Origin of the sequence: Bacillus cihuensis, assembly GCF_000504145.1 — a bacterium.
In the GTDB taxonomy this organism is placed as follows: Bacteria; Bacillota; Bacilli; order Bacillales; family DSM-1321; genus Peribacillus; species Peribacillus huizhouensis.
In genome coordinates this window covers 1-24,367 of sequence record NZ_AYSD01000026.1, presented here as the reverse complement: position 1 = coordinate 24,367, position 24,367 = coordinate 1, and the positions used below count along the sequence as shown (strand labels likewise).

General features: G+C 39.3%; 40 protein-coding genes. 38 read left to right on the top strand and 2 right to left on the bottom strand.

Annotated elements, in window-relative coordinates; genetic code table 11:
• The first annotated feature begins 18 nt into the window (after positions 1-18).
• The 36 genes from rplD (at position 19) to V179_RS0104285 (ending at position 21,312) form a co-directional block, all read left to right on the top strand.
• Positions 19-642, top strand: a complete 624-nt coding sequence (gene rplD, locus V179_RS0104460) for a 50S ribosomal protein L4 (protein ID WP_028390461.1) — start codon at positions 19-21, stop codon at positions 640-642.
• Positions 639-926 (top strand): 50S ribosomal protein L23, encoded by a 288-nt coding sequence (gene rplW, locus V179_RS0104455; RefSeq protein WP_028390460.1) that lies wholly within the window; start codon positions 639-641, stop codon positions 924-926. Before rplD ends, rplW begins: the two co-directional genes overlap by 4 nt.
• Positions 927-952: 26 nt before the next feature.
• Positions 953-1,783 carry a 50S ribosomal protein L2 gene (gene rplB / locus V179_RS0104450; RefSeq protein ID WP_028390459.1) on the top strand — a complete coding sequence of 277 codons (831 nt, stop codon included), beginning with the start codon at positions 953-955 and terminating at the stop codon, positions 1,781-1,783.
• A 60-nt stretch (positions 1,784-1,843) separates the two neighbouring features.
• Positions 1,844-2,122 carry a 30S ribosomal protein S19 gene (rpsS, locus tag V179_RS0104445; RefSeq protein WP_028390458.1) on the top strand — a complete coding sequence of 93 codons (279 nt, stop codon included), beginning with the start codon at positions 1,844-1,846 and terminating at the stop codon, positions 2,120-2,122.
• Positions 2,123-2,139: 17 nt separating this feature from the next.
• A complete protein-coding gene (gene rplV, locus V179_RS0104440) occupies positions 2,140-2,481 on the top strand; it encodes a 50S ribosomal protein L22 (RefSeq protein ID WP_028390457.1) in 342 nt (113 codons plus the stop codon).
• A 3-nt stretch (positions 2,482-2,484) separates the two neighbouring features.
• Positions 2,485-3,141: a 30S ribosomal protein S3 gene (gene rpsC / locus V179_RS0104435; protein ID WP_028390456.1), complete on the top strand. Its 657-nt coding sequence runs from the start codon at positions 2,485-2,487 to the stop codon at positions 3,139-3,141.
• 1 nt (position 3,142) lies between these two features.
• On the top strand, positions 3,143-3,577 hold the full coding sequence (rplP, locus tag V179_RS0104430) for a 50S ribosomal protein L16 (protein WP_028390455.1): 435 nt from the start codon (positions 3,143-3,145) through the stop codon (positions 3,575-3,577).
• Positions 3,567-3,770, top strand: a complete 204-nt coding sequence (gene rpmC / locus V179_RS0104425) for a 50S ribosomal protein L29 (protein WP_028390454.1) — start codon at positions 3,567-3,569, stop codon at positions 3,768-3,770. The genes rplP and rpmC overlap by 11 nt, the downstream gene beginning before the upstream one ends.
• 19 nt (positions 3,771-3,789) lie before the next feature.
• Positions 3,790-4,053, top strand: coding sequence for a 30S ribosomal protein S17 (gene rpsQ / locus V179_RS0104420; protein ID WP_028390453.1), 264 nt, complete (start codon positions 3,790-3,792; stop codon positions 4,051-4,053).
• A 42-nt stretch (positions 4,054-4,095) separates the two neighbouring features.
• Complete coding sequence (gene rplN / locus V179_RS0104415) at positions 4,096-4,464, top strand: 50S ribosomal protein L14 (RefSeq protein ID WP_028390452.1); 369 nt, start codon at positions 4,096-4,098, stop codon at positions 4,462-4,464.
• A 42-nt stretch (positions 4,465-4,506) separates the two neighbouring features.
• Positions 4,507-4,818 (top strand): 50S ribosomal protein L24, encoded by a 312-nt coding sequence (gene rplX, locus V179_RS0104410; protein WP_028390451.1) that lies wholly within the window; start codon positions 4,507-4,509, stop codon positions 4,816-4,818.
• Positions 4,819-4,847: 29 nt separating this feature from the next.
• Positions 4,848-5,387 (top strand): 50S ribosomal protein L5, encoded by a 540-nt coding sequence (gene rplE / locus V179_RS0104405; RefSeq protein WP_028390450.1) that lies wholly within the window; start codon positions 4,848-4,850, stop codon positions 5,385-5,387.
• 25 nt (positions 5,388-5,412) lie between these two features.
• A complete protein-coding gene (locus V179_RS0104400; protein ID WP_028390449.1) occupies positions 5,413-5,598 on the top strand; it encodes a type Z 30S ribosomal protein S14 in 186 nt (61 codons plus the stop codon).
• Positions 5,599-5,628: 30 nt separating this feature from the next.
• Positions 5,629-6,027, top strand: a complete 399-nt coding sequence (rpsH, locus tag V179_RS0104395; RefSeq protein ID WP_028390448.1) for a 30S ribosomal protein S8 — start codon at positions 5,629-5,631, stop codon at positions 6,025-6,027.
• 30 nt (positions 6,028-6,057) lie between these two features.
• Positions 6,058-6,594, top strand: a complete 537-nt coding sequence (gene rplF / locus V179_RS0104390) for a 50S ribosomal protein L6 (RefSeq protein ID WP_028390447.1) — start codon at positions 6,058-6,060, stop codon at positions 6,592-6,594.
• Positions 6,595-6,626: 32 nt separating this feature from the next.
• On the top strand, positions 6,627-6,989 hold the full coding sequence (gene rplR, locus V179_RS0104385) for a 50S ribosomal protein L18 (RefSeq protein WP_028390446.1): 363 nt from the start codon (positions 6,627-6,629) through the stop codon (positions 6,987-6,989).
• Positions 6,990-7,012: 23 nt separating this feature from the next.
• Entirely contained in the window at positions 7,013-7,513 is a 501-nt protein-coding gene (gene rpsE / locus V179_RS0104380) for a 30S ribosomal protein S5 (RefSeq protein ID WP_028390445.1), read from the top strand.
• A 13-nt stretch (positions 7,514-7,526) separates the two neighbouring features.
• Positions 7,527-7,709 carry a 50S ribosomal protein L30 gene (gene rpmD, locus V179_RS0104375; protein WP_028390444.1) on the top strand — a complete coding sequence of 61 codons (183 nt, stop codon included), beginning with the start codon at positions 7,527-7,529 and terminating at the stop codon, positions 7,707-7,709.
• A 35-nt stretch (positions 7,710-7,744) separates the two neighbouring features.
• Positions 7,745-8,185, top strand: coding sequence for a 50S ribosomal protein L15 (gene rplO / locus V179_RS0104370; protein WP_028390443.1), 441 nt, complete (start codon positions 7,745-7,747; stop codon positions 8,183-8,185).
• Entirely contained in the window at positions 8,185-9,480 is a 1,296-nt protein-coding gene (gene secY, locus V179_RS0104365; protein ID WP_028390442.1) for a preprotein translocase subunit SecY, read from the top strand. The genes rplO and secY overlap by 1 nt, the downstream gene beginning before the upstream one ends.
• A gap of 62 nt (positions 9,481-9,542) precedes the next feature.
• Positions 9,543-10,193 (top strand): adenylate kinase, encoded by a 651-nt coding sequence (locus tag V179_RS0104360; RefSeq protein ID WP_028390441.1) that lies wholly within the window; start codon positions 9,543-9,545, stop codon positions 10,191-10,193.
• A 451-nt stretch (positions 10,194-10,644) separates the two neighbouring features.
• A complete protein-coding gene (gene infA / locus V179_RS0104355) occupies positions 10,645-10,863 on the top strand; it encodes a translation initiation factor IF-1 (protein ID WP_028390440.1) in 219 nt (72 codons plus the stop codon).
• Positions 10,864-10,903: 40 nt separating this feature from the next.
• Entirely contained in the window at positions 10,904-11,017 is a 114-nt protein-coding gene (rpmJ, locus tag V179_RS0104350; RefSeq protein WP_003156543.1) for a 50S ribosomal protein L36, read from the top strand.
• 23 nt (positions 11,018-11,040) lie between these two features.
• The gene (gene rpsM / locus V179_RS0104345; protein ID WP_028390439.1) at positions 11,041-11,406 is read left to right on the top strand and encodes a 30S ribosomal protein S13; all 366 of its coding nucleotides are present in this window, start codon (positions 11,041-11,043) and stop codon (positions 11,404-11,406) included.
• Positions 11,407-11,428: 22 nt separating this feature from the next.
• The gene (rpsK, locus tag V179_RS0104340; RefSeq protein WP_028390438.1) at positions 11,429-11,818 is read left to right on the top strand and encodes a 30S ribosomal protein S11; all 390 of its coding nucleotides are present in this window, start codon (positions 11,429-11,431) and stop codon (positions 11,816-11,818) included.
• 179 nt (positions 11,819-11,997) lie between these two features.
• On the top strand, positions 11,998-12,942 hold the full coding sequence (locus V179_RS0104335; protein ID WP_028390437.1) for a DNA-directed RNA polymerase subunit alpha: 945 nt from the start codon (positions 11,998-12,000) through the stop codon (positions 12,940-12,942).
• Between the two features lie 87 nt (positions 12,943-13,029).
• Positions 13,030-13,392, top strand: a complete 363-nt coding sequence (rplQ, locus tag V179_RS0104330; protein WP_028390436.1) for a 50S ribosomal protein L17 — start codon at positions 13,030-13,032, stop codon at positions 13,390-13,392.
• 355 nt (positions 13,393-13,747) lie between these two features.
• The gene (locus tag V179_RS0104325; protein WP_028390435.1) at positions 13,748-14,587 is read left to right on the top strand and encodes an energy-coupling factor ABC transporter ATP-binding protein; all 840 of its coding nucleotides are present in this window, start codon (positions 13,748-13,750) and stop codon (positions 14,585-14,587) included.
• Complete coding sequence (locus V179_RS0104320; RefSeq protein WP_028390434.1) at positions 14,563-15,429, top strand: energy-coupling factor ABC transporter ATP-binding protein; 867 nt, start codon at positions 14,563-14,565, stop codon at positions 15,427-15,429. Before V179_RS0104325 ends, V179_RS0104320 begins: the two co-directional genes overlap by 25 nt.
• Positions 15,429-16,226: an energy-coupling factor transporter transmembrane component T family protein gene (locus V179_RS0104315; RefSeq protein WP_028390433.1), complete on the top strand. Its 798-nt coding sequence runs from the start codon at positions 15,429-15,431 to the stop codon at positions 16,224-16,226. The genes V179_RS0104320 and V179_RS0104315 overlap by 1 nt, the downstream gene beginning before the upstream one ends.
• Before the next feature lie 12 nt (positions 16,227-16,238).
• A complete protein-coding gene (gene truA / locus V179_RS0104310) occupies positions 16,239-16,988 on the top strand; it encodes a tRNA pseudouridine(38-40) synthase TruA (RefSeq protein WP_028390432.1) in 750 nt (249 codons plus the stop codon).
• 162 nt (positions 16,989-17,150) lie between these two features.
• Positions 17,151-17,588 carry a 50S ribosomal protein L13 gene (gene rplM / locus V179_RS0104305; protein WP_028390431.1) on the top strand — a complete coding sequence of 146 codons (438 nt, stop codon included), beginning with the start codon at positions 17,151-17,153 and terminating at the stop codon, positions 17,586-17,588.
• Positions 17,589-17,608: 20 nt separating this feature from the next.
• Positions 17,609-18,001 (top strand): 30S ribosomal protein S9, encoded by a 393-nt coding sequence (gene rpsI, locus V179_RS0104300; protein ID WP_028390430.1) that lies wholly within the window; start codon positions 17,609-17,611, stop codon positions 17,999-18,001.
• 873 nt (positions 18,002-18,874) lie between these two features.
• Positions 18,875-19,315: a DUF2521 family protein gene (locus tag V179_RS0104295; protein ID WP_312859725.1), complete on the top strand. Its 441-nt coding sequence runs from the start codon at positions 18,875-18,877 to the stop codon at positions 19,313-19,315.
• Between the two features lie 100 nt (positions 19,316-19,415).
• The gene (cwlD, locus tag V179_RS0104290; protein WP_028390428.1) at positions 19,416-20,141 is read left to right on the top strand and encodes an N-acetylmuramoyl-L-alanine amidase CwlD; all 726 of its coding nucleotides are present in this window, start codon (positions 19,416-19,418) and stop codon (positions 20,139-20,141) included.
• A gap of 112 nt (positions 20,142-20,253) precedes the next feature.
• Positions 20,254-21,312 (top strand): P-loop NTPase, encoded by a 1,059-nt coding sequence (locus V179_RS0104285; RefSeq protein ID WP_028390427.1) that lies wholly within the window; start codon positions 20,254-20,256, stop codon positions 21,310-21,312.
• A gap of 92 nt (positions 21,313-21,404) precedes the next feature.
• On the opposite strand, the gene gerD is transcribed toward V179_RS0104285, so the two are convergent.
• A complete protein-coding gene (gene gerD / locus V179_RS0104280; protein WP_028390426.1) occupies positions 21,405-22,022 on the bottom strand; it encodes a spore germination lipoprotein GerD in 618 nt (205 codons plus the stop codon).
• Between the two features lie 148 nt (positions 22,023-22,170).
• On the opposite strand from gerD, the gene V179_RS27035 reads away from it, so the two are divergent.
• Positions 22,171-22,854, top strand: coding sequence for a KinB-signaling pathway activation protein (locus tag V179_RS27035; protein WP_084552201.1), 684 nt, complete (start codon positions 22,171-22,173; stop codon positions 22,852-22,854).
• Between the two features lie 186 nt (positions 22,855-23,040).
• Here V179_RS27035 and pdaB read toward each other — a convergent pair whose 3' ends face one another.
• Entirely contained in the window at positions 23,041-23,793 is a 753-nt protein-coding gene (pdaB, locus tag V179_RS0104270) for a polysaccharide deacetylase family sporulation protein PdaB (protein WP_028390425.1), read from the bottom strand.
• A 131-nt stretch (positions 23,794-23,924) separates the two neighbouring features.
• On the opposite strand from pdaB, the gene V179_RS0104265 reads away from it, so the two are divergent.
• Entirely contained in the window at positions 23,925-24,164 is a 240-nt protein-coding gene (locus tag V179_RS0104265) for a hypothetical protein (protein WP_028390424.1), read from the top strand.
• The last annotated feature ends 203 nt before the right edge of the window (positions 24,165-24,367 follow it).

Sequence of the window (24,367 nt, the reverse complement as noted above, 5' to 3'; positions counted from 1 at the left end):
GAAAGGAGGAGCATTAGAATGCCAAAAGTTACATTGTTCACTCAAACTGGCTCAAAAGTTGGCGATATCGAACTTAATGAGTCTATTTTCGGGATTGAACCTAATAATTCTGTATTATTTGATGCAATTATCATGCAAAGAGCTTCTTTAAGACAAGGAACTCATAAAGTGAAAAACCGCTCAGAAGTTGCAGGCGGCGGTCGTAAACCATGGAGACAAAAAGGAACTGGGCGTGCGCGTCAAGGTTCAATTCGTTCACCACAATGGCGTGGCGGTGGTACTGTATTCGGTCCAACACCAAGAAGCTATTCTTACAAATTACCTAAAAAGGTTCGCCGTTTAGCGATTAAATCTGCACTATCGGCTAAAGTCCTTGAAGATAATGTATTAGTACTTGAAAACCTAGTTTTCGAAGCTCCAAAAACAAAAGAATTTGCAGCTGTTCTTAAAGGACTTTCTATTGAAACTAAAACGTTGATCGTAACTGACGGTTTAGATGAGAAAGTTGCGTTATCTGCTCGTAACATCCCAGGTGTTACTGTTGTAGAGGCGAATGGTCTTAATGTTCTTGATGTTGTTTCACACAACAAATTGATCTTGACTAAATCTGCTGTTCAAAAAGTAGAGGAGGTTCTAGCATAATGGATGTTCGTGATATCATTAAGCGACCAGTAATTACAGAAGCTTCTTCAGACGCAATGGCTGAGAAGAAGTATACGTTTGAAGTTGATGTAAAAGCTAACAAAACCCAAGTTAAAGATGCTGTACAAGAAATCTTTGGCGTAAAAGTTGAGAAAGTTAACATCATGAACTACAAAGGTAAATTTAAACGCATGGGTAAACATGCAGGTTATACAAACAAACGCCGTAAAGCGATTGTTAAACTAACTGCTGACAGCAAAGAAATCGAATTATTCGAAGCTTAATTCATTAGAGAAGGAGGGAAATACACATGGCGATTAAAAAGTATAAACCTACCTCTAACGGTCGACGTAATATGACTACTTCTGACTTTGCTGAGATTACTGCAAGCAAACCAGAAAAATCATTACTTGCTCCTTTAACACGTAAAGGCGGCCGTAATAACCAAGGTAAGTTAACAGTTCGTCATCAAGGTGGCGGCCATAAGCGTCAATACCGTATCATTGACTTCAAACGAGTTAAAGATGGTATACCAGGACGCGTTGCTACTATTGAGTACGATCCAAATCGTTCTGCAAACATTGCATTAATTAACTATTTAGATGGAGAAAAACGTTATATCCTAGCTCCTAAAAACCTAGAAGTAGGCATGGAGATTATGTCAGGTGTTGACGCTGATATTAAAGTAGGTAACGCTCTTCCATTATCAAACATTCCAGTTGGTACAGTAATCCATAACATCGAATTAAAACCAGGAAAAGGTGGACAATTGGTCCGTTCTGCAGGTACATCTGCACAAGTTCTTGGTAAAGAAGGTCGTTATGTACTTGTACGTTTAAATTCTGGAGAGGTTCGTATGATTCTTGCAACTTGCCGTGCTTCTATCGGTCAAGTGGGTAACGAACAACACGAATTAATCAACATCGGTAAAGCCGGACGTTCACGCTGGTTAGGAAAACGCCCAACTGTTCGTGGATCTGTAATGAACCCGAATGATCACCCGCATGGTGGTGGGGAAGGTCGTTCACCTATCGGACGTAAATCTCCAATGTCTCCTTGGGGTAAACCAACTCTTGGTGCTAAAACCCGTAAGAAGAAAAACAAATCCGATAAATTTATCGTACGTCGTCGTAAAAAATAACGGGATTGAACTACGGTTCACATATAGAGCCGTAGCACAATCACGAAGGGAGGTACACTCATGGGTCGCAGCTTAAAAAAAGGTCCATTTGTTGATGAGCATTTGATCGTTAAGGTTGAAAAGTTAAATGAAACTGATAAGAAGCAAGTTATTAAGACTTGGTCTCGTCGTTCAACAATCTTCCCACAATTTATCGGTCACACAATCGCTGTCTATGATGGTCGTAAACACGTACCGGTTTATGTAACGGAAGACATGGTAGGTCATAAACTTGGCGAATTCGCACCTACACGTACTTATAAAGGTCACGCAAGTGACGACAAGAAAACAAGACGTTAACGAGAGGAGGGCATCTCATGCAAGCAAAAGCTGTTGCTAGAACAGTTCGTATTGCTCCTCGTAAAGTCCGTTTAGTTGCAGATTTAATTCGAGGAAAACAAGTAGGTGAAGCTGTAGCGATTCTTCGCTTAACTCCAAAAGCTGCTTCTCCAATCGTAGAGAAAGTTTTGAAGTCTGCAGTTGCAAACGCAGAACACAACTACGAAATGGATATCAATAACCTAGTTGTTTCAGAGGCATACGTAAATGAAGGACCAACATTGAAACGTTTCCGTCCACGCGCAATGGGACGTGCGAGTGCGATTAATAAACGTACTAGTCATATTACTATCGTTGTATCAGAAAAGAAGGAGGGGTAAACTGTGGGTCAAAAGGTAAATCCAATCGGTATGCGTATCGGAATTATTCGTGATTGGGAATCTAAATGGTACGCTGATAAAGATTACGCAACTCTTTTGCATGAAGACCTTAAAGTTCGTGAATACATCACGAAACGCTTAAGCGATGCTTCTGTATCAAAAGTTGAAATTGAACGTGCTGCTAACCGCGTTAATGTTTCAGTACACACTGCTAAACCAGGTATGGTTATCGGTAAAGGTGGTACTGAAGTTGAAGCACTTCGTAAAGCTTTGAACCAGTTAACTGGTAAAAGAGTTCACATTAACATCATTGAAATTAAAAGAGCAGATCTTGATGCTAAATTAGTTGCTGAAAACGTAGCTCGTCAATTAGAAAACCGTGTTTCTTTCCGTCGTGCTCAGAAACAAGCAATCCAACGTACAATGCGTGCAGGCGCTAAAGGAATCAAAACACAAGTATCTGGTCGACTTGGCGGAGCTGATATTGCTCGTGCTGAACACTACAGTGAAGGAACTGTACCTCTACACACACTTCGCGCTGACATTGACTATGCACATGCTGAAGCGGACACTACTTATGGTAAGCTTGGCGTGAAAGTATGGATCTATCGTGGAGAAGTTCTTCCTACTAAGAAGAAATCTGAGGAAGGAGGAAAATAATATGTTATTACCTAAACGCGTTAAATATCGTCGTGAACACCGCGGTAAGATGAGAGGTAATGCTAAAGGTGGAACTGAAGTACACTTCGGTGAATATGGCCTTCAAGCAATCGAAGCATCATGGATTACGAACCGTCAAATCGAAGCTGCTCGTATCGCTATGACTCGTTATATGAAACGTGGTGGTAAAGTTTGGATTAAGATTTTCCCAAGCAAGCCTTACACTGCTAAACCACTAGAAGTACGTATGGGTTCCGGTAAAGGGGCACCTGAAGGATGGGTTGCAGTTGTAAAACCGGGTAAAGTAATGTTTGAAATCTCTGGTGTATCTGAAGAGGTGGCACGAGAAGCTTTACGTCTTGCAGCACACAAACTTCCAATTAAATGTAAGTTTGTTAAACGACAAGAAATTGGTGGTGAATCAAATGAAGGCTAATGAAATTAAAGAGTTAACCACTGCCGAAATTGAACAAAAAGTAAAATCTCTTAAAGAAGAATTATTTAATCTTCGTTTCCAGTTAGCTACTGGACAACTTGAAAATACAGCACGTATTCGTGAAGTTCGTAAATCGATCGCTCGTATGAAGACAGTTGTTCGTGAAAGAGAGATCGGTGTCAACAATCGATAATTGAGGGGAGGTTTGCAGAATGAGCGAACGCAACCAACGTAAAGTATACACTGGACGCGTTGTATCCGACAAAATGGATAAAACGGTAACTGTTCTTGTAGAAACTTACAAAAAGCACTCACTATACGGTAAGCGCGTAAAGTATTCTAAAAAATTCAAGGCTCATGATGAGCTTAACGAAGCTAAAATTGGCGATGTAGTTAAAGTGATGGAAACTCGTCCATTATCCGCTACAAAACGTTTCCGTTTAATAGAAGTAGTAGAAAAAGCTGTAATTATCTAATCTATGTTCGGATTAAGTTAAATCCGAAGGGAGGTTTCGTACATGATTCAACAAGAATCACGTTTAAAAGTAGCTGATAACTCTGGTGCTCGTGAAGTACTAACAATTAAAGTTCTTGGTGGTTCAGGCCGTAAAACTGCTAACATCGGTGATGTTATCGTTGTAACAGTCAAACAAGCAACACCAGGTGGCGTTGTTAAAAAAGGTGAAGTAGTTAAAGCAGTTGTTGTACGTACAAAACGCGGTATGCGTCGTCCTGATGGATCTTACATTCGTTTCGACGAAAACGCATGTGTAATTATTAAAGACGATAAGAGCCCGCGTGGAACACGTATTTTCGGACCTGTTGCACGTGAATTACGTGATAGCAACTTTATGAAAATCGTTTCACTTGCTCCAGAAGTATTGTAATGATAAATATCGTAAAAGGCCTTTCAAGGAGGTGCGAAGCTAATGCATGTTAAAAAAGGTGACAAAGTCGTAGTCATCTCTGGTAAGGATAAAGGCAAACAAGGTACAATTCTTGCAGCATACCCTAAGAAAAATCGTGTGCTTGTAGAAGGAATTAATATCGTGAAAAAGCACTCTAAGCCATCTCAATTGAATCCACAAGGTGGAATCATCAGTAGAGAAGCTGCTATTCACGCATCAAATGTTATGCCACTTGATCCAAAAACAGGGAAGCCAACTCGCGTTGGTTATAAGATTGAAGACGGCAAAAAAGTACGCGTAGCTAAAATTTCAGGTGAATCTTTAGATAAATAAGTCATTAATGAAGGGAGGTACACTAAGTAATGAACCGCCTAAAGGAAAAATTCCAAAAAGAAATTACTCCTGCTCTTATGAGCAAATTTAATTACAAATCAGTAATGCAAGTCCCTAAAGTGGATAAAATCGTTATTAACATGGGTGTCGGTGATGCTGTTTCAAACTCAAAAGCATTGGATGTTGCTGTTGAAGAATTAGCACTTCTATCTGGACAAAAACCAGTTGTAACAAAAGCAAAAAAATCTATCGCAGGCTTCCGTCTACGTGAAGGTATGCCTATCGGTGCGAAAATTACATTGCGCGGTGAGCGTATGTATGATTTCCTTGATAAGCTAGTCTCTGTTTCTTTACCTCGTGTACGTGACTTCCGCGGAGTTTCAAAAAAATCTTTTGATGGTCGCGGGAACTACACTTTGGGTGTTAAAGAACAACTTATCTTCCCTGAGATTGACTACGATAAAGTGAGCAAAGTTCGTGGTATGGACATCGTTATTGTAACGACTGCTAATACTGACGAAGAGTCTCGTGAACTACTTACTCAATTAGGAATGCCGTTCCAAAAGTAATCTCTAAGTAAAGGGAGGCGAAAACGTGGCTAAAAAATCAATGATCGTGAAGCAAAAACGCGGAGCTAAATTTGGTGTTCAAGAGTACACACGTTGCGAACGTTGCGGACGTCCACACTCTGTATACCGTAAATTTAAACTATGCCGTATTTGTTTCCGTGAACTTGCATATAAAGGACAAATTCCTGGCGTGAAAAAAGCTAGCTGGTAAAACCCAATTATGGGAAGGAGGTAAAAAATAATGGTCATGACAGATCCTGTTGCAGATATGTTAACTCGCATTCGTAATGCGAATATGGTTCGTCACGAGAAATTGGAAGTGCCCGCTTCTAAGATCAAAAAGGAAGTTGCTGAGATCTTAAAACGCGAAGGCTTCGTACGTGACGTTGAGTTAATCGAAGACAACAAACAAGGTATCATCCGTATCTTCTTAAAATACGGTGCAAATAACGAACGTGTTATCACAGGACTAAAACGTATCAGCAAGCCTGGTCTACGTGTTTATGCAAAAACTGGTGAGGTTCCACGCGTTCTTAATGGTTTAGGTATCGCAATTGTTTCTACTTCTCAGGGAGTTTTAACAGATAAAGAAGCTCGCGCTAAACAAGTTGGCGGAGAAGTACTAGCATACGTTTGGTAATACATTTTCACAAGAATGGAGGTGCACTAAATGTCACGTATAGGTAAAAAACCTATTGAAATTCCTGCTGGTGTAACAGTTACTCTTAACGGTAGTGAAGTAGCTGTTAAAGGACCAAAAGGTGAATTATCTAGAACTTTCAATTCAGATCTTACAATCTCTGTGGAAGAAAACGTGTTAACTGTAACACGTCCATCTGACGCAAAAGAACACCGTGCCCTTCATGGTACAACTCGTGCGGTTATCTCAAACATGGTTGAGGGTGTTTCTAAAGGGTTTGAAAAAACATTAGAACTTATCGGGGTAGGTTACCGTGCTCAAAAGCAAGGTAACAAACTTGTCCTAAACGTAGGATACTCTCACCCGGTTGAATTCGAAGTTGAACAAGGACTAGAAGTTGAAGTTCCTTCAAATACAAAAGTCATTATCAAAGGGATTAACAAAGAACGCGTTGGCGCTTTAGCTGCTGATGTTCGTCAAGTTCGTCCACCAGAGCCTTATAAAGGTAAAGGAATCCGTTACGAAGGCGAATTTGTTCGTCGTAAAGAAGGTAAAACAGGTAAGTAATGTCGCCTGAGTAAATGAAAGGAGTGACGTAAATGATTACGAAGCTTGATAAAAACGCTACTCGTCAGAAAAGACATGCACGTGTACGTGCTAAACTTTCTGGAACTGAAGCTCGTCCTCGTTTAAATGTGTTCCGTTCAAACAAACACATTTACGCTCAATTAATTGACGATGCAAATGGCGTAACACTTGCAAGTGCTTCTACTCTTGATAAAGAGCTTAGCATTGAAGCTGCTGGTAATGCAGAAGCTGCTAAACAAGTTGGCGCACTAATTGCTAAACGCGCAGTTGAAAAAGGATACAGCGCTATTGTATTTGACCGTGGTGGATACCTTTTCCACGGACGTGTTAAAGCATTAGCTGACGCTGCTCGTGAAAACGGCTTAGAATTTTAATAGATAAAGGAGGGACAAAACTGATGCGAGGTATTGATCCTAATAAATTAGAACTTGAAGAGCGTGTAGTAACTGTCAACCGCGTAGCTAAAGTTGTAAAAGGTGGACGTCGTTTCCGCTTCACTGCACTTGTAGTTGTAGGTGACAAGAATGGTCACGTTGGCTTTGGTACAGGTAAAGCACAAGAAGTACCTGATGCAATCCGTAAAGCTATTGAGGATGCTAAGAAAAATCTAGTTGCGGTTCCTGTCGTTGGTACGACAATTCCACATCTAGTGAACGGTCGCTTTGGTGCAGGTCATGTCCTTTTAAAACCTGCTTCTGAAGGTACAGGAGTTATTGCTGGTGGTCCGGTTCGTGCGGTCCTAGAATTAGGTGGAGTAAGTGACATTCTTTCGAAATCACTTGGAACAAACACACCTATTAACATGGTTCGTGCTACAGTTGAAGGATTAAAGCAATTAAAACGTGCTGAGGACGTAGCAAAACTACGTGGTAAATCAGTAGAAGAACTGTTAGGATAAGGAGGGAATATCAATGGCAAAAAAATTAGAAATTACCCTCACTCGCAGCTTGATTGGTCGTCCGGATGACCAACGCGTTACAGTTAATACTCTGGGTTTACGCAAAATGCATCAAACAGTTGTTCATGATGATAACCCTGCGATTCGCGGTATGATTAACAAAGTTGCTCATCTTGTTACTGTAAACGAACAATAAAATAATTACCACTTAACAAGGAGGTGCCAACAACAATGAAACTTCATGAATTAAAAGCTGCAGAAGGTGCTCGTAAAGAGCGCAAACGTAAAGGTCGCGGTATTGGTTCTGGCAACGGAAAAACAGCAGGTAAAGGCCATAAAGGTCAAAATGCTCGTTCTGGTGGCGGAGTGCGTCCAGGATTTGAAGGTGGTCAAACACCATTATTCAGACGTTTGCCTAAACGCGGGTTTACGAACATTAACCGTAAAGACTATGCTATCGTAAATCTTGAAGTGTTAAACCGCTTCGAGGATGGTACTGAAGTAACACCTGCTCTATTAATTGAGACGGGTATCGTAAGTAAAGAAAAAGCAGGAATTAAAATTCTTGCAAAAGGCAATGTTGAGAAAAAGCTTACTGTTAAAGCTCATAAATTCTCCTCTACTGCAAAAGAAGCTATTGAAGCAGCTGGCGGTACAACTGAGGTGATCTAATGTTTCAAACGATTTCCAACTTTATGCGCGTGGCTGATATAAGAAACAAAATTATGTTTACCCTTTTAATGCTCATCGTCTATCGCATCGGTACATTTATACCCGTACCGAATGTGAATGCCGATGTGTTAAAGGCACAAGATCAGCTAAGCGTATTTGGTGTTCTTAACACTTTTGGTGGTGGAGCACTCCAAAACTTCTCTATCTTGGCTATGGGAATTATGCCGTATATTACGGCTTCGATCATAATCCAACTTTTACAGATGGATGTTGTTCCAAAGTTCACTGAGTGGTCCAAACAAGGAGAAGCTGGACGTCGTAAGTTAGCTCAGTTTACTCGTTACTTCACTATAATACTTGGGTTTATCCAAGCATTAGGTATGTCATATGGCTTTAACAACATGTCCAATGGAATGCTTATCAAAAACGCTGGTGTTAGTACTTATCTGCTAATTGCTTTAGTATTAACAGCTGGTACGGCTTTTCTCTTGTGGTTAGGAGAACTGATTACGTCCAAAGGAGTTGGTAACGGAATTTCCATTATCATCTTTGCTGGTATCGTAGCAGGAATGCCGAATACTGCAAACCAGATTTTTGCTCAGCAATTTGAAGATGCTGGGGATCAACTCTTCTTAAGAATTCTTACAGTTGTTTTACTTTTGATTGCTGTGTTAGCAGTTGTAGTGGCTGTTATTTTTATTCAACAAGCGCTACGTAAAATTCCGATCCAATACGCTAAGCGTGCGGCAGCAGGTCGTACACCAGCGGGAGGGCAATCTACTCACTTGCCGTTAAAAGTAAATGCTGCAGGAGTTATTCCTGTCATTTTTGCCATGGCATTTCTTGTTACGCCGACAACAATTGCTTCATTCTTTGGTTCGAATAAAGTTACTGACTGGATAGCTAATAATCTTACTTATCAACACCCAATTGGTATGGTCATTTATGTGGCTCTTATCATTGCATTTTCTTATTTCTACGCATTTATTCAAGTTAATCCTGAACAAATGGCAGATAATTTGAAGAAACAAGGTGGATATGTACCAGGCATTCGACCAGGAAAAGCGACGCAAGATTATGTGACAAGTGTGTTATATCGCTTAACTTTCGTGGGCTCGCTATTTTTAGCAGTTATTGCGATTTTACCGGTGATATTCATACAACTTGCTAACTTGCCGGCTTCGGCACAAATTGGTGGAACAAGTATCTTGATCGTTGTCGGTGTTGCGCTTGATACGATGAAGCAGCTTGAATCACAGTTAGTAAAGCGTCATTATAAAGGGTTTATAAAGTAATGGAGTTTTAGGGACAGCGTTGTTCCCTAAAATCCATTATGGAGTTTGAGGGGGAACGAAACGTGAATTTAGTGTTAATGGGTCTTCCGGGTGCCGGAAAAGGTACTCAAGCCGAAAGAATCGTCGAAAAGTATAACATCCCTCATATCTCAACTGGAGATATGTTCCGAGCAGCTATTAAAGAAAGCACGGAACTTGGTTTACAAGCTAAATCATTCATGGATAAAGGCGAGCTTGTTCCTGATGAAGTAACAATCGGTATTGTTCGTGAGAGATTAAGTCAAGATGATTGCAGCCAAGGTTTCTTGCTTGATGGTTTTCCTAGAACCGTGGCCCAAGCAGAGGCTCTTGAAAAGATTCTTACAGACTTAGATCGTCAATTACAATATGTAATTAATATTGATGTTGATAAAAACATCTTAATGGATAGATTGACTGGGAGACGCATTTGCAAATCTTGTGGTGCTACTTATCACCTTGTTTTCAATCCTCCAGCTGTTAATGATGTTTGTGACCGTTGCGGTGGAGAGCTTTATCAACGTGCAGATGATAATGAAGAAACAGTTCAGAATCGTCTCGACGTAAATCTCAAGCAAACACAACCACTTCTCGACTTCTATGAAGCGAAAGGGTATGTACGCAACATTAACGGTCAACAGGATATTAATCTTGTTTTTGAAGATATCAATAAGCTGCTGTCAACCTTGCGATAAGGTTTTAAATTAACAAAACGACTCTTTAAAGAAGCTAGAGTCATTATATAGAGAGTTGAAAGAAGCGAGTAAGATGTGCGTCTTTCAAACATCTCCCATGCTATTCAAACCTATGTCAAGGCTGGAAGCTTCTCTTACAGTAGAGAGTATGGAGGCCACATAATCGGTCAAGACTTACATGAGGGCCAAATATTCCTCAAACCGGTCTGCCTAACACTTGGTTACCGGTAGAAGCCTGGTATGGTTACGCCCTTATTAATAGGCGAAATCTGAAAAGCAGAGATGTGAAGACTTTAGAGGATGATGGACGAAAGTAAAGTTTGACGGAAAGATGTGAACCCTTTTAGAGAGCTATATATCTTGAGCTGTTGTCATCATTGACAATGTGCTGTAAAGGTGATATTGTTCATGTGCTAAATGGGTCCATGCATAGAGAAGGGAGAATCACTTAATGGCGAAAGACGATGTAATTGAAGTAGAAGGCACAGTACAAGAGACTTTGCCAAACGCAATGTTTAAGGTAGAATTAGAAAATGGTCATACTGTTTTAGCTCATGTATCCGGTAAAATTCGTATGCACTTTATTCGCATTTTGCCTGGAGATAAAGTTACGGTTGAGCTTTCCCCGTATGATCTAACTCGCGGCAGAATCACATACCGATTTAAATAATCTGGTTACGCTCCGATCTGTATAAGGAGGTTAGATAGCAATGAAAGTCAGACCATCTGTTAAGCCAATCTGCGAAAAGTGTAAAGTTATCCGCAGAAAAGGTAAAGTTATGGTTATTTGCGAAAACCCTAAACATAAACAAAAACAAGGCTAATATAGAAGGAGGTGCACACATCTATGGCACGTATTGCTGGTGTAGATATTCCCCGTGACAAACGTATTGTCATTTCTTTAACATACATTTTCGGTATTGGAAAACAAACTGCGATTAAAATTCTTGCAGAAGCTGGTATTTCTGAAGAAACTCGTACTCGCGACTTAACGGAAGATGAATTAAACAAAATCCGTGAAATCATCGATGCTTTAAAAGTAGAAGGTGACCTTCGTCGTGAAATTTCTCTTAATATCAAACGTCTAATGGAAATTGGTAGCTACCGTGGTTTACGCCACCGTCGTGGTCTTCCTGTTCGTGGACAAAACACTAAAAACAACGCTCGTACGCGTAAAGGACCTCGTCGTACAGTAGCTAACAAGAAAAAATAATCAGTAAAGGAGGTTACTTTTCATGGCACGTAAAACTAATACACGTAAACGTCGTGTGAAAAAGAATATAGAAACAGGTATCGCACATATTCGTTCAACTTTCAATAATACGATTGTTACTATTACAGATTCACATGGTAACGCAATTTCATGGTCAAGTGCTGGAGCACTAGGTTTCCGTGGATCACGTAAATCAACTCCATTCGCTGCTCAAATGGCTGCTGAAACTGCTGCAAAAACATCAATCGAACATGGTATGAAAACTCTTGAAGTTACTGTTAAAGGACCAGGTGCTGGACGTGAGGCTGCAATTCGTGCACTTCAAGCTGCTGGACTAGAAGTAACTGCAATTAAAGACGTAACTCCAGTTCCTCATAACGGATGCCGTCCACCAAAACGTCGCCGTGTTTAATTTTTCTGTATAAATTTTGTATTCATGTCTATAATGGGACATAATACTAAGTTTGCGTTCTAACAGAATGATTAATTCAGTTGTTGCTCACAAGCGGGAACGTATACATGGGGAATTTCGGTTATAAGGTAAAATACTTAATGACCGAGGTTTCGACGTTTTGAAGGAGGGTTTGTTAAATGATCGAAATAGAAAAACCAAAAATCGAAACGGTTGAAATCAGCGATGACGCCAAGTATGGCAAGTTCGTCGTAGAGCCACTTGAGCGTGGATATGGAACAACTTTGGGTAACTCCTTACGTCGTATTCTTTTATCCTCACTCCCAGGTGCTGCTGTCACATCTATTCAAATTGATGGAGTGCTGCATGAGTTCTCAACAATTGAAGGCGTCGTAGAAGATGTAACTTCTATCATTCTTAATGTGAAAAAGCTTGCTCTAAAGATTTATTCCGATGAAGAAAAGACGCTTGAAATTGATGTGCAGGGTGAGGGAGTTGTTACAGCTGCTGATATCACTCATGACAGTGACGTGGAAATCCTTAATCCGGATTTGCATATTGCTACTATTGGGAAAAACGGTCATATGCGTATGCGTTTAATGGCTCGTCGTGGCCGCGGTTATACTCCTGCTGATCAAAACAAAAGAGAAGATCAGCCAATTGGTGTGATTCCAATCGATTCGATCTATACTCCTGTAGCTCGTGTTTCCTACCAAGTTGAAAATACTCGTGTAGGCCAAATGACCAACTTTGACAAATTAACGTTTGATGTTTGGACAGATGGAAGCAATGGACCACAAGAAGCAGTTGCTCTTGGGGCTAAGATTTTAACTGAGCATTTGAATATTTTCGTTGGATTAACTGATGAAGCTCAAAATGCTGAAATTATGGTAGAAAAAGAAGAAGACCAAAAAGAAAAAGTTCTTGAGATGACTATCGAAGAACTAGATCTTTCAGTCCGTTCTTATAACTGCCTAAAACGTGCTGGAATCAATACCGTTCAAGAGCTTGCTCATAAAACGGAAGAAGACATGATGAAAGTACGAAATCTAGGTCGCAAATCACTTGAAGAAGTGAAAGCGAAACTTGAAGAACTAGGCTTAGGTCTTCGTAAAGATGACTGATGACTAGTCGGCTAAGCTGAACTAGGCATTTTATTGTAAGCCTCGAACGATGAATATTTAACTTCTATAGAAGGAGGGAATCTCTAAATGGGTTACAGAAAGTTAGGACGCACTAGCGCTCAACGTAAAGCATTACTTCGTGATTTAGCTACTGATTTAATCATCCATGAGCGCATTGAAACTACAGAAGCACGTGCTAAAGAAATCCGTTCTGTGGTTGAAAAAATGATTACTCTTGGTAAACGTGGTGACTTACACGCTCGTCGTCAAGCGGCTAGCTTCATCCGTAAAGAAGTGGCTAACGCTGAGAATGGGCAAGATGCTCTACAAAAATTATTCAGTGACATCGCTCCTCGTTACGAAGAACGTCAAGGCGGTTATACTCGTATTTTGAAAATGGGTCCACGTCGCGGAGACGCTGCACCAATCGTAGTAATCGAGTTAGTTTAATTACAGCTTTGAAGAGGGCTTAGGACAGTTGAACAAAAACTTGTTCTTCGTCCTTTTCTTTTATATACAACTAGAATAATCATACAAGAAATCGCTATTTGAGTGTTATGATGGCTGGCATGCAGTCTGATTGTGTCTTCACGTCTAGCTCAAGTACCCCTTCCCGCTTATGTAAGCGTAATAAGAATATACCCATTTATCGAAATGAGTATTAGGAAAAGCTGCTCTTAATTTACCGAAATGTTTCGGTGGAAGGGGTGCAGCGTTTTTTTATATTCAAAAACAAGTATGGTTTCATTTCGACCTGAGCTGAGATATGATAAGAATAGGATAGCTGAGGATAGGAGAGAGCATAATGGCGAAGAAACTTGTTTCATTAGAAAATATTGTTTTCAAATATGAAGGTCAAACAAGAAACGCAGTCGATCATGTTTCTTTTGACATATACGAAGGTGAGTGGCTTGCGCTTGTAGGTCATAACGGTTCTGGTAAATCAACATTGGCAAAGCTTCTTAATGGTCTTCAATTTCCTCAAGAAGGGTCCATTCTAGTCAATGGAACTGAGTTGACAGAAGAAACAGTTTGGGAAGCTAGGAGCAAAATTGGTATGGTTTTTCAAAATCCAGATAATCAATTTGTTGGTGCTACTGTTCAGGATGATGTGGCTTTTGGTTTGGAAAATGCGGGTATTCCGTTACCAGAAATGGTCAAAAGGGTGCAGAATGCCTTGGACAAAGTGAAAATGGGGAGTTTTCTCAATCAAGAGCCGCACCATCTATCTGGTGGTCAAAAGCAGAGAGTAGCAATTGCTGGTGTTATAGCTTTACAGCCGAATTTGATAATTTTAGACGAAGCGACTTCTATGCTCGATCCAAGAGGTAGGGAAGAAGTACTTGAAACGGTTAGAGAACTGAAAGAAGCAAATCTTTTGACAGTAATTTCTATTACCCATGATCTTGAAGAAGCTGCAAAAGCTGACAGAATGATTGTGATGAATGAAGGGAAACTTTATCGCCAGGGAATACCAACTGATATTTTTCAAATGGAAGGTGAGTTAATAGAGCTAGGTCTTGATATCCCTTTTTCCGTCAAATTAAGTAAAGAATTTAAAGAACATGGTATTGGATTAGTAAAAAGCCATTTGACAGAGGAAGAGTTGGTGAGAGAGCTATGCGAATTACACTCCAAGATGTAGAATATCGATACCAAATAAACACGCCGTTTGAACATTTAGCATTGCATGACGTGAATATAGACATTGAACCTGGATCATATACAGCAATTATTGGGCATACAGGTTCAGGAAAATCGACATTGCTTCAACATTTTAACGCATTGTTAAAGCCGACAAAGGGATCCGTCACGATTGGTGATCGTAGAATTGAGTCTGGTCGTAAGGAAAAAGAACTTCGGGCAATTCGGAGTAATGTTGGGATTGTATTTCAGTTTCCTGAGCATCAGTTATTCGAGGAGACGGTTGAAAAGGATATTTGTTTTGGCCCTATGAATTTTGGGGCTTCAGACAAAGATGCAAAGGATCGTGCAAGAAAAGCGTTAAAACAGGTAGGTATGGCTGAAGAGATCCTTGAGAAATCTCCTTTCGACTTATCTGGCGGACAAATGCGCAGAGTGGCGATAGCAGGTGTTCTCGCGATGGAGCCAGATGTTCTTGTTTTAGATGAACCGACTGCAGGCTTAGATCCCCGAGGTAGGATGGAGATTATGGACATGTTTTACCAGCTCCATAAAGAAAGAGGTATTTCAACAATCCTCGTCACCCATAGTATGGAGGATGCAGCACGTTATGCAGATGAAATCATCATTATGCATCGAGGCACTGTATTTAAAAAGGGGACACCCCTTGATATTTTTTCACAGCCAGAACAACTGTTAGAATTAGGTCTTGACGTTCCAGATACTGTCCGTTTTCAATTAAAGCTGCAAAAAGAATTAGGAATTCGTTTTGAGCGGATTTGTTTATCGATTGACGATCTGGTTTCTGAAGTTAAAACAGTAATGGAACGGGGGAACCAATAATGCTAGATAAAATGATCCTCGGTAGATATGTTCCTGTTGATTCTACTGTTCATAAATTGGATCCGCGTTCAAAGCTGCTTCTTGTTTTTCTATTTGTATGTATTATTTTTTTTGCGAACAACTTAGTTACTTATGGATTGGTTGGATTGTTTACCCTTTTATTGCTGATGCTTTCGAAAATACCCATTCGTTTTTTATATAATGGGCTAAAGCCAATTTTATTTCTCATTGTTTTTACATTTATTCTTCATATTCTGTTTACAAAAGAAGGGGAATTGCTGTATAAGCTAGGTTGGTTAGAGATTTATGATGGGGGCTTGAGACAAGGTCTTTTCATTTCACTACGATTTACATTTTTAATACTTGTCACTTCATTACTAACTTTAACAACGAATCCAATATCTATAACAGATGGGATGGAGACCCTTCTGCATCCTTTTAAAAAGTGGAAGCTACCTGTACATGAGTTGTCGCTTATGATGTCGATTGCATTACGCTTTATTCCAACTTTAATGGAAGAGACTGACAAAATTATGAAGGCACAAATGGCAAGAGGCGTCGACTTCACTTCAGGGCCATTAAAAGAGCGGATTAAAGCCATTATCCCATTATTAGTCCCATTGTTTGTGAGCGCATTTAAGAGGGCAGAGGAGCTTGCGATTGCAATGGAAGCTCGCGGCTATCGCGGTGGCGAGGGTCGGACAAAATACCGCCAATTAAAATGGCAAACAGCTGATACTTTATTGATGCTTTCTTTAGTAGTTTTGACAATTTTCTTAGTTTTATTACGTTCATGAAGAGGGTAGATCATGCAAAGATATAAATGTACAATCACTTATGATGGCAGCCTTTTTGCTGGCTATCAAGTGCAGCCAGATAAACGAACAGTCCAAAGTGAGCTTGAAAAGGCGCTTGCTAAAATGCATAAAGGCGAAAATGTAAAGGTGACTGCTTCTGGGAGGACGGATGCTGGTGTCCATGCGAAAGGACAGGTCATACACTTTGATTCTCCGTATACTTTTCCAGCAGAGAAGTGGGAGCGTGGGCTAAATGCATTACTCCCTGATGATATCGTTGTACTAAATTCGTCAATATCTGCTAATGATTTCCATGCCCGTTTTGATGCAGAAGGCAAGGAGTATCGATATTATATCAGTCGTAGTCATCATAAGGATCCATTTCGTCGTAATTATGTGCACCACTTTCCGTATGCTTTAAATGAAACCTTCATTCGTCAGGCGATTTCTTATTTGATTGGCACACATGACTTTTCTAGTTTTTGTGCTTCTAATACAGACGTGAAAGATAAAGTACGAACCCTTCATGAAATTGACTTTTATGAGGAAGGGGACTTGTTTGTTTTCCGCTTTAGAGGCACAGGCTTTCTGTATAATATGGTCCGAATTCTAGTCGGAACTCTTCTTGAAGTCGGGAATGGGAAAAGGGAGGCTAGTGACATTCCAATGATTCTTGAAAAAAAAGATCGTGGAATGGCAGGAAAAACTGCACCTGCACAAGGATTATATTTATGGGAAGTCTATTATGGTGCTGGAAATTAAAGTTTATCTTAAGACAACTAAACCTGGTGTAACATTTACTTGACAATATAAGTGGGAGCATATAATATAATATGGTATGTATTTTAATCCCGCGATAAGCCCCGGAAAGTTTATTGTGATTGAAAATAAATATAATGTGAAACAATTTTTAGGAGGGTAATCATGCGTACGACATTTATGGCAAAAGCTAATGAAGTTGAACGTAAATGGTATGTAATCGATGCTGAAGGTAAAACTTTAGGTCGTCTTTCTACTGAAGTAGCATCCATTTTACGTGGCAAAAACAAACCAACATTTACACCGAACGTTGATACTGGCGATCATGTAATTTTAATCAATGCAGAGAAAATTCATTTAACTGGTAACAAGTTAAATGACAAAATCTACTACCGTCACACTATGCATACAGGCGGACTTAAAACAAGAACTGCTCTTGAGATGCGTACAAACTATCCTGTGAGAATGCTTGAGCTTGCTATCAAAGGAATGCTTCCAAAGAATTCTCTAGGTCGTCAAATTTTCAAAAAATTACACGTATATGCAGGACCTGAGCACCAACACCAAGCTCAACAACCTGAAGTATACGAATTACGCGGATAATTATTAAGGAGGTTACTATCTTGGCACAAGTTCAATATTATGGTACTGGTCGCCGTAAGAGCTCAGTAGCTCGTGTACGTTTAGTACCAGGCGAAGGTCGCGTCGTTATTAACGGTCGTGAAATTAATGAATACATCCCATTTGCAGCGCTACGTGAAGTTGTTAACCAACCACTAGTTGCTACTGAAACTACTGGAACTTATGACATTCTTGTAAATGTTAACGGTGGTGGATACACTGGTCAAGCTGGCGCAATCCGTCACGGTATCGCACGTGCATTGCTTCAAGTAGATCCAGAATTCCGTCCAGCTCTAAAATCTGCTGGATTACTAACACGTGACCCTCGTATGAAAGAACGTAAAAAATACGGTCTTAAAGGCGCGCGTCGTGCACCTCAGTTCTCAAAACGTTAATATATCTACGTTTCAAGGCTCTCGAACCTTTTGGTTTGGGGGTCTTTTTTATGCTTGGAAAAGGCTTTTGACCACGGAAATATTTATGGCCGCATCTCATAGCTCATTGTACCTTTGAAATTTTTGTGCAGTTTGCACTTTAATAGTATTCTGTGGCATGAGTAGTTATTCGTTGTCATTTGAATATCAGGGTCTTATTAACTTCTTATGTACTACTTAGACACTTGTCGCTGTTAGACATAGACGGAAATTACTTTATTTTTCATTAATTCCTATTGATGCAAGATAAGATTCATTTTGTAGAAGTTGCCTTTATTTGAAAAAAAGGCCTTTTTTACATTAATTAAACGATTTGATTCCATCGGGTTAAGCGTTTAAATCTGAAAGTTTCATTTTGTGAATTGTTAGATGATGTGGACGGCATTTATGGAAAGGGGAGTTAATGAAATTGAAAGCTTTGAATTGGGGATTGATAATAAAAAAAAGAGGATCTCCCAAAGGGTCCGTCCCCAACTATACAACGATTAAATTGTGTAGTGTGGGAATGGGTCCTTATGAAGAGATCCTAATCACGACAAAATCATGGCTTACCAACCGAAATCTATCGTGTTAATTAGAGTTTATATCAAATGTCGTATTTTGTCGAAGGAGAAAGATTGGTGTCTATACCAAAATTTAGGTCTAAACTGACTGGATATTGTCTGTTCAGCGGAAATGCTTTGTTAAATGTTGATATTAACTATAAAAAAGATTTGGCCTCATAATACAAATTTCCATCTAATAACTAGAATTGCTATCTCGAGCTCGCAGACACTATAGGTAAGCCGGGAAATAACTCGGGAAATGGGGTCTGACCCCTTGGAGGTGCTGTTAGTGATTATAGAGGGTTTCGAGAAGCGTCGGAGGGAGCAGCAGATTAAGTATGAGCGTAGGTTGCTTCGGGATTTATCTGTAGAAAATATGCGGAGCAGAATCCGGGAGTTTTTTGGCCCTAGTTCATTTAACGGGATCCGTGTTTCTGAAGTGCTTGAGGAAGGCTGTTTTGATGTGGCTATCGAGAGCTATTTGCTTGGAGGGCATTTTAGCAGATTTGGTTATTATGGTGAATCTGAAGATATGGTGAGGGCTCGATGCCAACAAGAAGAGACGCACCTTATTGATACTCTATTTAATTTTATTCTTTATTGGGGGAAGATTGGTGAACAAGAGCTATACAATGATAGTCTTTACTATAGATGTAGTGTGTACGTTGAAATGTGGTGGAAGGAAGGATTTCGAACAGGGGAAAGATCGTATAAATTAAGACTGCACTAATGTGAGCCATTTGAAGAGTCTCTAAACAGCTTGTTCTACTTTTTATCAAGTACACATACTTTATATTATATAGGACTAGGACAAGCGAGAGGTGAACTAAATGGTTAGAAAATTGAAATATACGGGAGTGGCTCTTGCTCTGATTGCACTTTTCTTAATTGTGACGTTTAAATTTATGGAAGATGATTCTTGGAATGCATGGAACCTTCCGTTGTCCGGGAAAATAATTGTTTTAGATGCTGGACATGGCGGATTGGATGGGGGAGCCTCTGCTGAAAAAGTTTTAGAAAAGGAAATTTCGCTAGCAGTAACTATGAAAATAAGGGACTTACTACAAGAGCAAGGGGCACTGGTTCTAATGACAAGGGAAAGTGACAAGGACCTTGCAGACGAAAGTACGAAAGGGGTTCGAAAGCGAAAACAGGAAGACTTACATAATCGAGTTGCCTTTATTAACGAATCGAATGCCGACTTATTTCTTAGTATTCATCTTAATTCCATTCCTTCAAAGAGATGGAAAGGAGCTCAAACGTTTTATACACGTAGGTTTGAAGAGAATGAAAAGGTGGCAAGATTTATTCAAACTGAAATTATTCGAAATTTAGAAAATACGTCTCGGGAAGCAAAAACCATTGATCAAGTGTATGTAATGTCCAACGCAAAAAAACCAGGTGCATTAGTGGAGATTGGCTTTCTTTCTAATGATGAAGAAAGAGGAAACCTAATCCAAGAATCATATCAGGAAAAAATTGCAGCGGCTGTTTACAATGGAGTATTACGATTCTTTACAGAGGATTCAGATGAGATTCACGAATATAAAGAATAAATCGACATATAAAAATTAGAAAACAAGTTCAGGAGCTAGCCAATAAGTAAATATTAGTGGATATGGTATACTACTATTGGAAACGAATTCATTTAAGGTAGGTGCCTATATCATGTTAACTGAAGAGAGTATCGTGGAAATATTAAAGGATTTTAATGATCCTTTCCTTCATAAAAGCTTGGTTGAAACAAATGGAATTCTTGAAGTCAAAATTAAACCTGAAAAAAGTCATGTAAGTGTAAAAATAGCAATTGCAAAAACAGGAACGTCTGAACAATTGCAATTACAAACGAAAATTGTAGATGCATTAAAGGAGGGTGGTGCATCTTCGGTAGGTATTCGCTTTTCTGAATTGCCGGAAGCTGAATTGGCTAAGCATCGTGACAGTTTGCACGAAGAAGCTGAAATGGGCTTATTATCACCTGCGAGTAAGACGACATTTATTGCAATCGCTAGTGGTAAAGGTGGTGTAGGGAAATCGACCGTATCGGTGAATTTGGCAACTGCATTAGCTCGGCTTGGAAAAAAAGTAGGCCTTGTGGATGCTGATATTTATGGATTCAGTGTTCCTGACATGATGGGTATATCAAAACGACCTATAGTTCGTGGTGAGAAAATTATTCCCGTTGAGCGATTTGGCGTGAAAGTCATTTCAATGGGCTTTTTTGTAGAAGATAATGCACCGGTTATTTGGCGCGGACCAATTCTAGGGAAGATGCTGAATAGTTTCTTTAATGAAGTAGAGTGGGGCGAGCTTGACTATTTACTTCTCGATTTACCTCCTGGAACAGGGGATATTGCGTTAGATGTACATACTATGCTTCCTTCATGTAAGGAAATCATTGTGACAACACCTCACCCAACTGCAGCATTTGTAGCGGCAAGAGCGGGGGCGATGGCAATTAAAACTGAACATGAAGTCATTGGAGTTGTTGAGAATATGGCATTTTTTGAAAGTGAAATAACAGGTGAAAAAGAATATGTTTTCGGTAAAGGCGGAGGAGATAAATTGGCAGAAGAGCTTCGCACAGAAGTGCTAGGACGTCTGCCTCTTCAACAGCCGGACTGGAATGAAGATGACTTTGCTCCATCCATTTATGCAGAAGACCATCGTTTAGGTAAAATTTATACAGAGATAGCCAATAAGATCATTCATAAAATCGATAACTAAGCAAATTTGTACGTCTTTGATCTATTTTCAATACGATGTAAATGTTAATAAAGTGGTTGTAGGGACTAGTACATCTTGCTAGTCCCTACAATTTAACTTCCTCCGCCACCGCTTCCGGTATCTCCCCCTGAACCTTTCTTCTTATCATTAGACTTTTCGTCCGTTTGCATTTTGGTTGCAGCTTTTATGAGAATGTCTTGCATTTTTGCCTTCACTAAAGGGCTGTCCATCGTTTCAAGAAGCGTTTCTTTATAAATAGAGCGGATTTCATTGGATTTTAATAACTTATTTATTTCGGTTTGGAATCCAGGTTCTTTCATAATGTCCGTAATCATTTCACGATAGTTAGGATCTTTGGCTAGGTCCTTTAAAAGTTGCTCATGTTCCTTTTTTAAGCTTTTTGCGTAGTTAGCGGCAAATTTGGGATCTTTGAAGGAATTTTCCCAGAACTTCTGGCCTTTATCTGATGTAATCGTTGTTTCTACAGCTTTGGTAACAACATCTTGATCTAAAATTAGCTTACTTTTAATCGATTCGTCAGACAGTACATCTTGGATAGCCTTTTTGCCATCGTCTGTTTTTAAAATATCAACAACCATTTTTTTTGTTTCTTCATAATCCATTTTCGCTACGCTTGTTCCGCTTTGGGTACAGCCGGAACCTACGAGGCAAAACATAGAGAACAATAATAAAATAACACTATATCTCATGTGTTAAGAACCCCCCTTTCCTTTCAATTCATCATATATTTAATATGGATTAGAATAATGATTTTATGCGTCTTGAGAGAAAGGTGGATTTTTTACAAATGGGTTGGTAAAATTAGAGAAAGAAAATGCTTACTTTTGGGGGAAAATAATGAATAGCCGTAATATTGTTCGCTTATTTATATCAACGCTACTTGTAGGAGGTATAACAGGAGGTATTGTCGGTTTCGTTGTACGGTGGGAGGAATTTACTTCATTTGATTTAGTAGAGCTTTTATCCGTCTTTGTGTGGCTTGTAGGGGTAGGGTTAATTTTCAGTGTGATTAGTCAAGCTGGTTTCTTTGCCTATTTAACCATACACCGATTTGGGCTTGGGATCTTTAAAAGTACCTCATTGTGGAATGGAATTCAAATTGTTTTGATTGCATTTGTTCTAGGGGACCTTGTGTATTTTCGATATATAAATTTCGCGGATAAGGGTGAAGGGGTCTTGCCATTTGTCTATCCAGCGGTGTTTTTACTCATCTTTGGGGCGATTATCGCTTATATCAAAGTTAAGCAAACGAATAAGCAAGCGTTCATTCCCGCTCTTTTTTTTATGACAGTTATTACTGTGTTAGAGTGGGTTCCTGTTTTGCGTACAGATGATGATAGCTGGTTGTACTTTATGCTATATCCATTGTTAGCATGTAATGTGTACCAATTGTTGATTCTCAATCGGTTGATCGATGCTTCTCAAAAAGAATTGGCTACGAAGAGGGCAAAACAAGCAACTATTACAAATAAGATGATGACCCAAAAGAAAAAAGATCAAATCAATATCAAAGAGGTTTAATCGTTAAAAGAGCGGCGCAAAGTCATGTCTTTGTGTCGCTCTTTGTCTATGTTTATCCTGCATTAGCGGGCGGTAAGACACTTATAACTTATGAGGTACAATGATGGTAGGGGGAGAAAGCTACCTGTAAACGGAACCTACCATCAGTGGGACTGAAGGAAAAGACCCACTGATGGAAGTTTCACTTTACTGAATTTCCTCATGTTTTGTACTGGAATTTGAAATCATCTCTGAAACTGTAACGAAATTAAGATCTTTAGAGCGGAGTTCTTGAATGAGTTCTGGTAATGCCTTATTTGTTTGTTTTGCTGAATCAGACGCATGCATAAGAACTATATCGCCCTTATTTGCTTTATCAACATTTTGGACAATGGCATTTACACCCGGATTCGTCCAGTCTTTTGAATCAACGCTCCAATGAACAATTGTATAGCCAAATCGTTCTCCAATCTTTAGCAGACGTTTATCGAAGTGTCCCGTTGGAGCGCGAAGAAGTTTAATGTCCGTAACATTCAACTTCTTAAATGCTTCCTGTGCCTTGGAAATATCTTTAATGATTTCTTCATCTTCTAAATCAGAATAATCTACATATGAATACCCCAAAATACCAATTTCATAACCTTCTTTTACTATGGTTGCTACAATTTCTGGATGGCGTTCGGCCCATGACCCCGAAAGGAAAAAAGTAGCTGATGTGATCTTTTCGTTTTTTAGTGTTTTAAGTATAGGAGAAGCTTGTTTATCCCCCCAACCGATGTTGAAGGTGAGAGCAATGTTTTTTTCACCCTTATATACTGCCTTTGGCCCATCAGGTGTAGAAAAAACAGGAGCATGAAGAACGTTTTGAAGAAATAAAAACCAAGCAGCAAATAAGGCAGCTAGTATAATTACAGCATATCGTTTAATTGACTGAGCTCTTAAAACCCAGAAAAAATTCATCCACATCACCTCGTCCAATACTCTTGTCTCATATCTATTCAAATAAACCCACATTATGACTAATAAGAACTCCAAGATGAATTAGAAATCAGGAGATTGGAAATAATAGGAGGAAAGAGGAGTTGGTATGTATGATAGGGTTAATGGTTAATGAAATGGAGCAAAAAGAATTGGAATATGTTTTAAAACGTGAACTTGATGAAATTCTGTTTGATTTTCAGGATGCCAGAATCGATGCTTTTGTTAAAAGGGCGATGGAAGAAAGATATAAAATCCTGTTTAACCTATTTAAAAGAGTCGCACCGTCATCGGAATGCATGAAATATGTGAGAAGCAAGAAGCGTAATTTAGAGAAGAAGGACTCAATTTAATTAATATTTAAAAATCATTCTATAAAAATGTATTGACTATTTTTCGTATCATTGCTATATTATAAAAGTCGTTAAACACACATTCTTTAGAAAATTTTACTTTAATTTTTTTTCAGAAATATTATTGACGGCAATTGAAAGATCTGATAAGATATAAAAGTCGTTTGTAAAAAAAATGGCAAATTGCTCTTTGAAAACTGAAC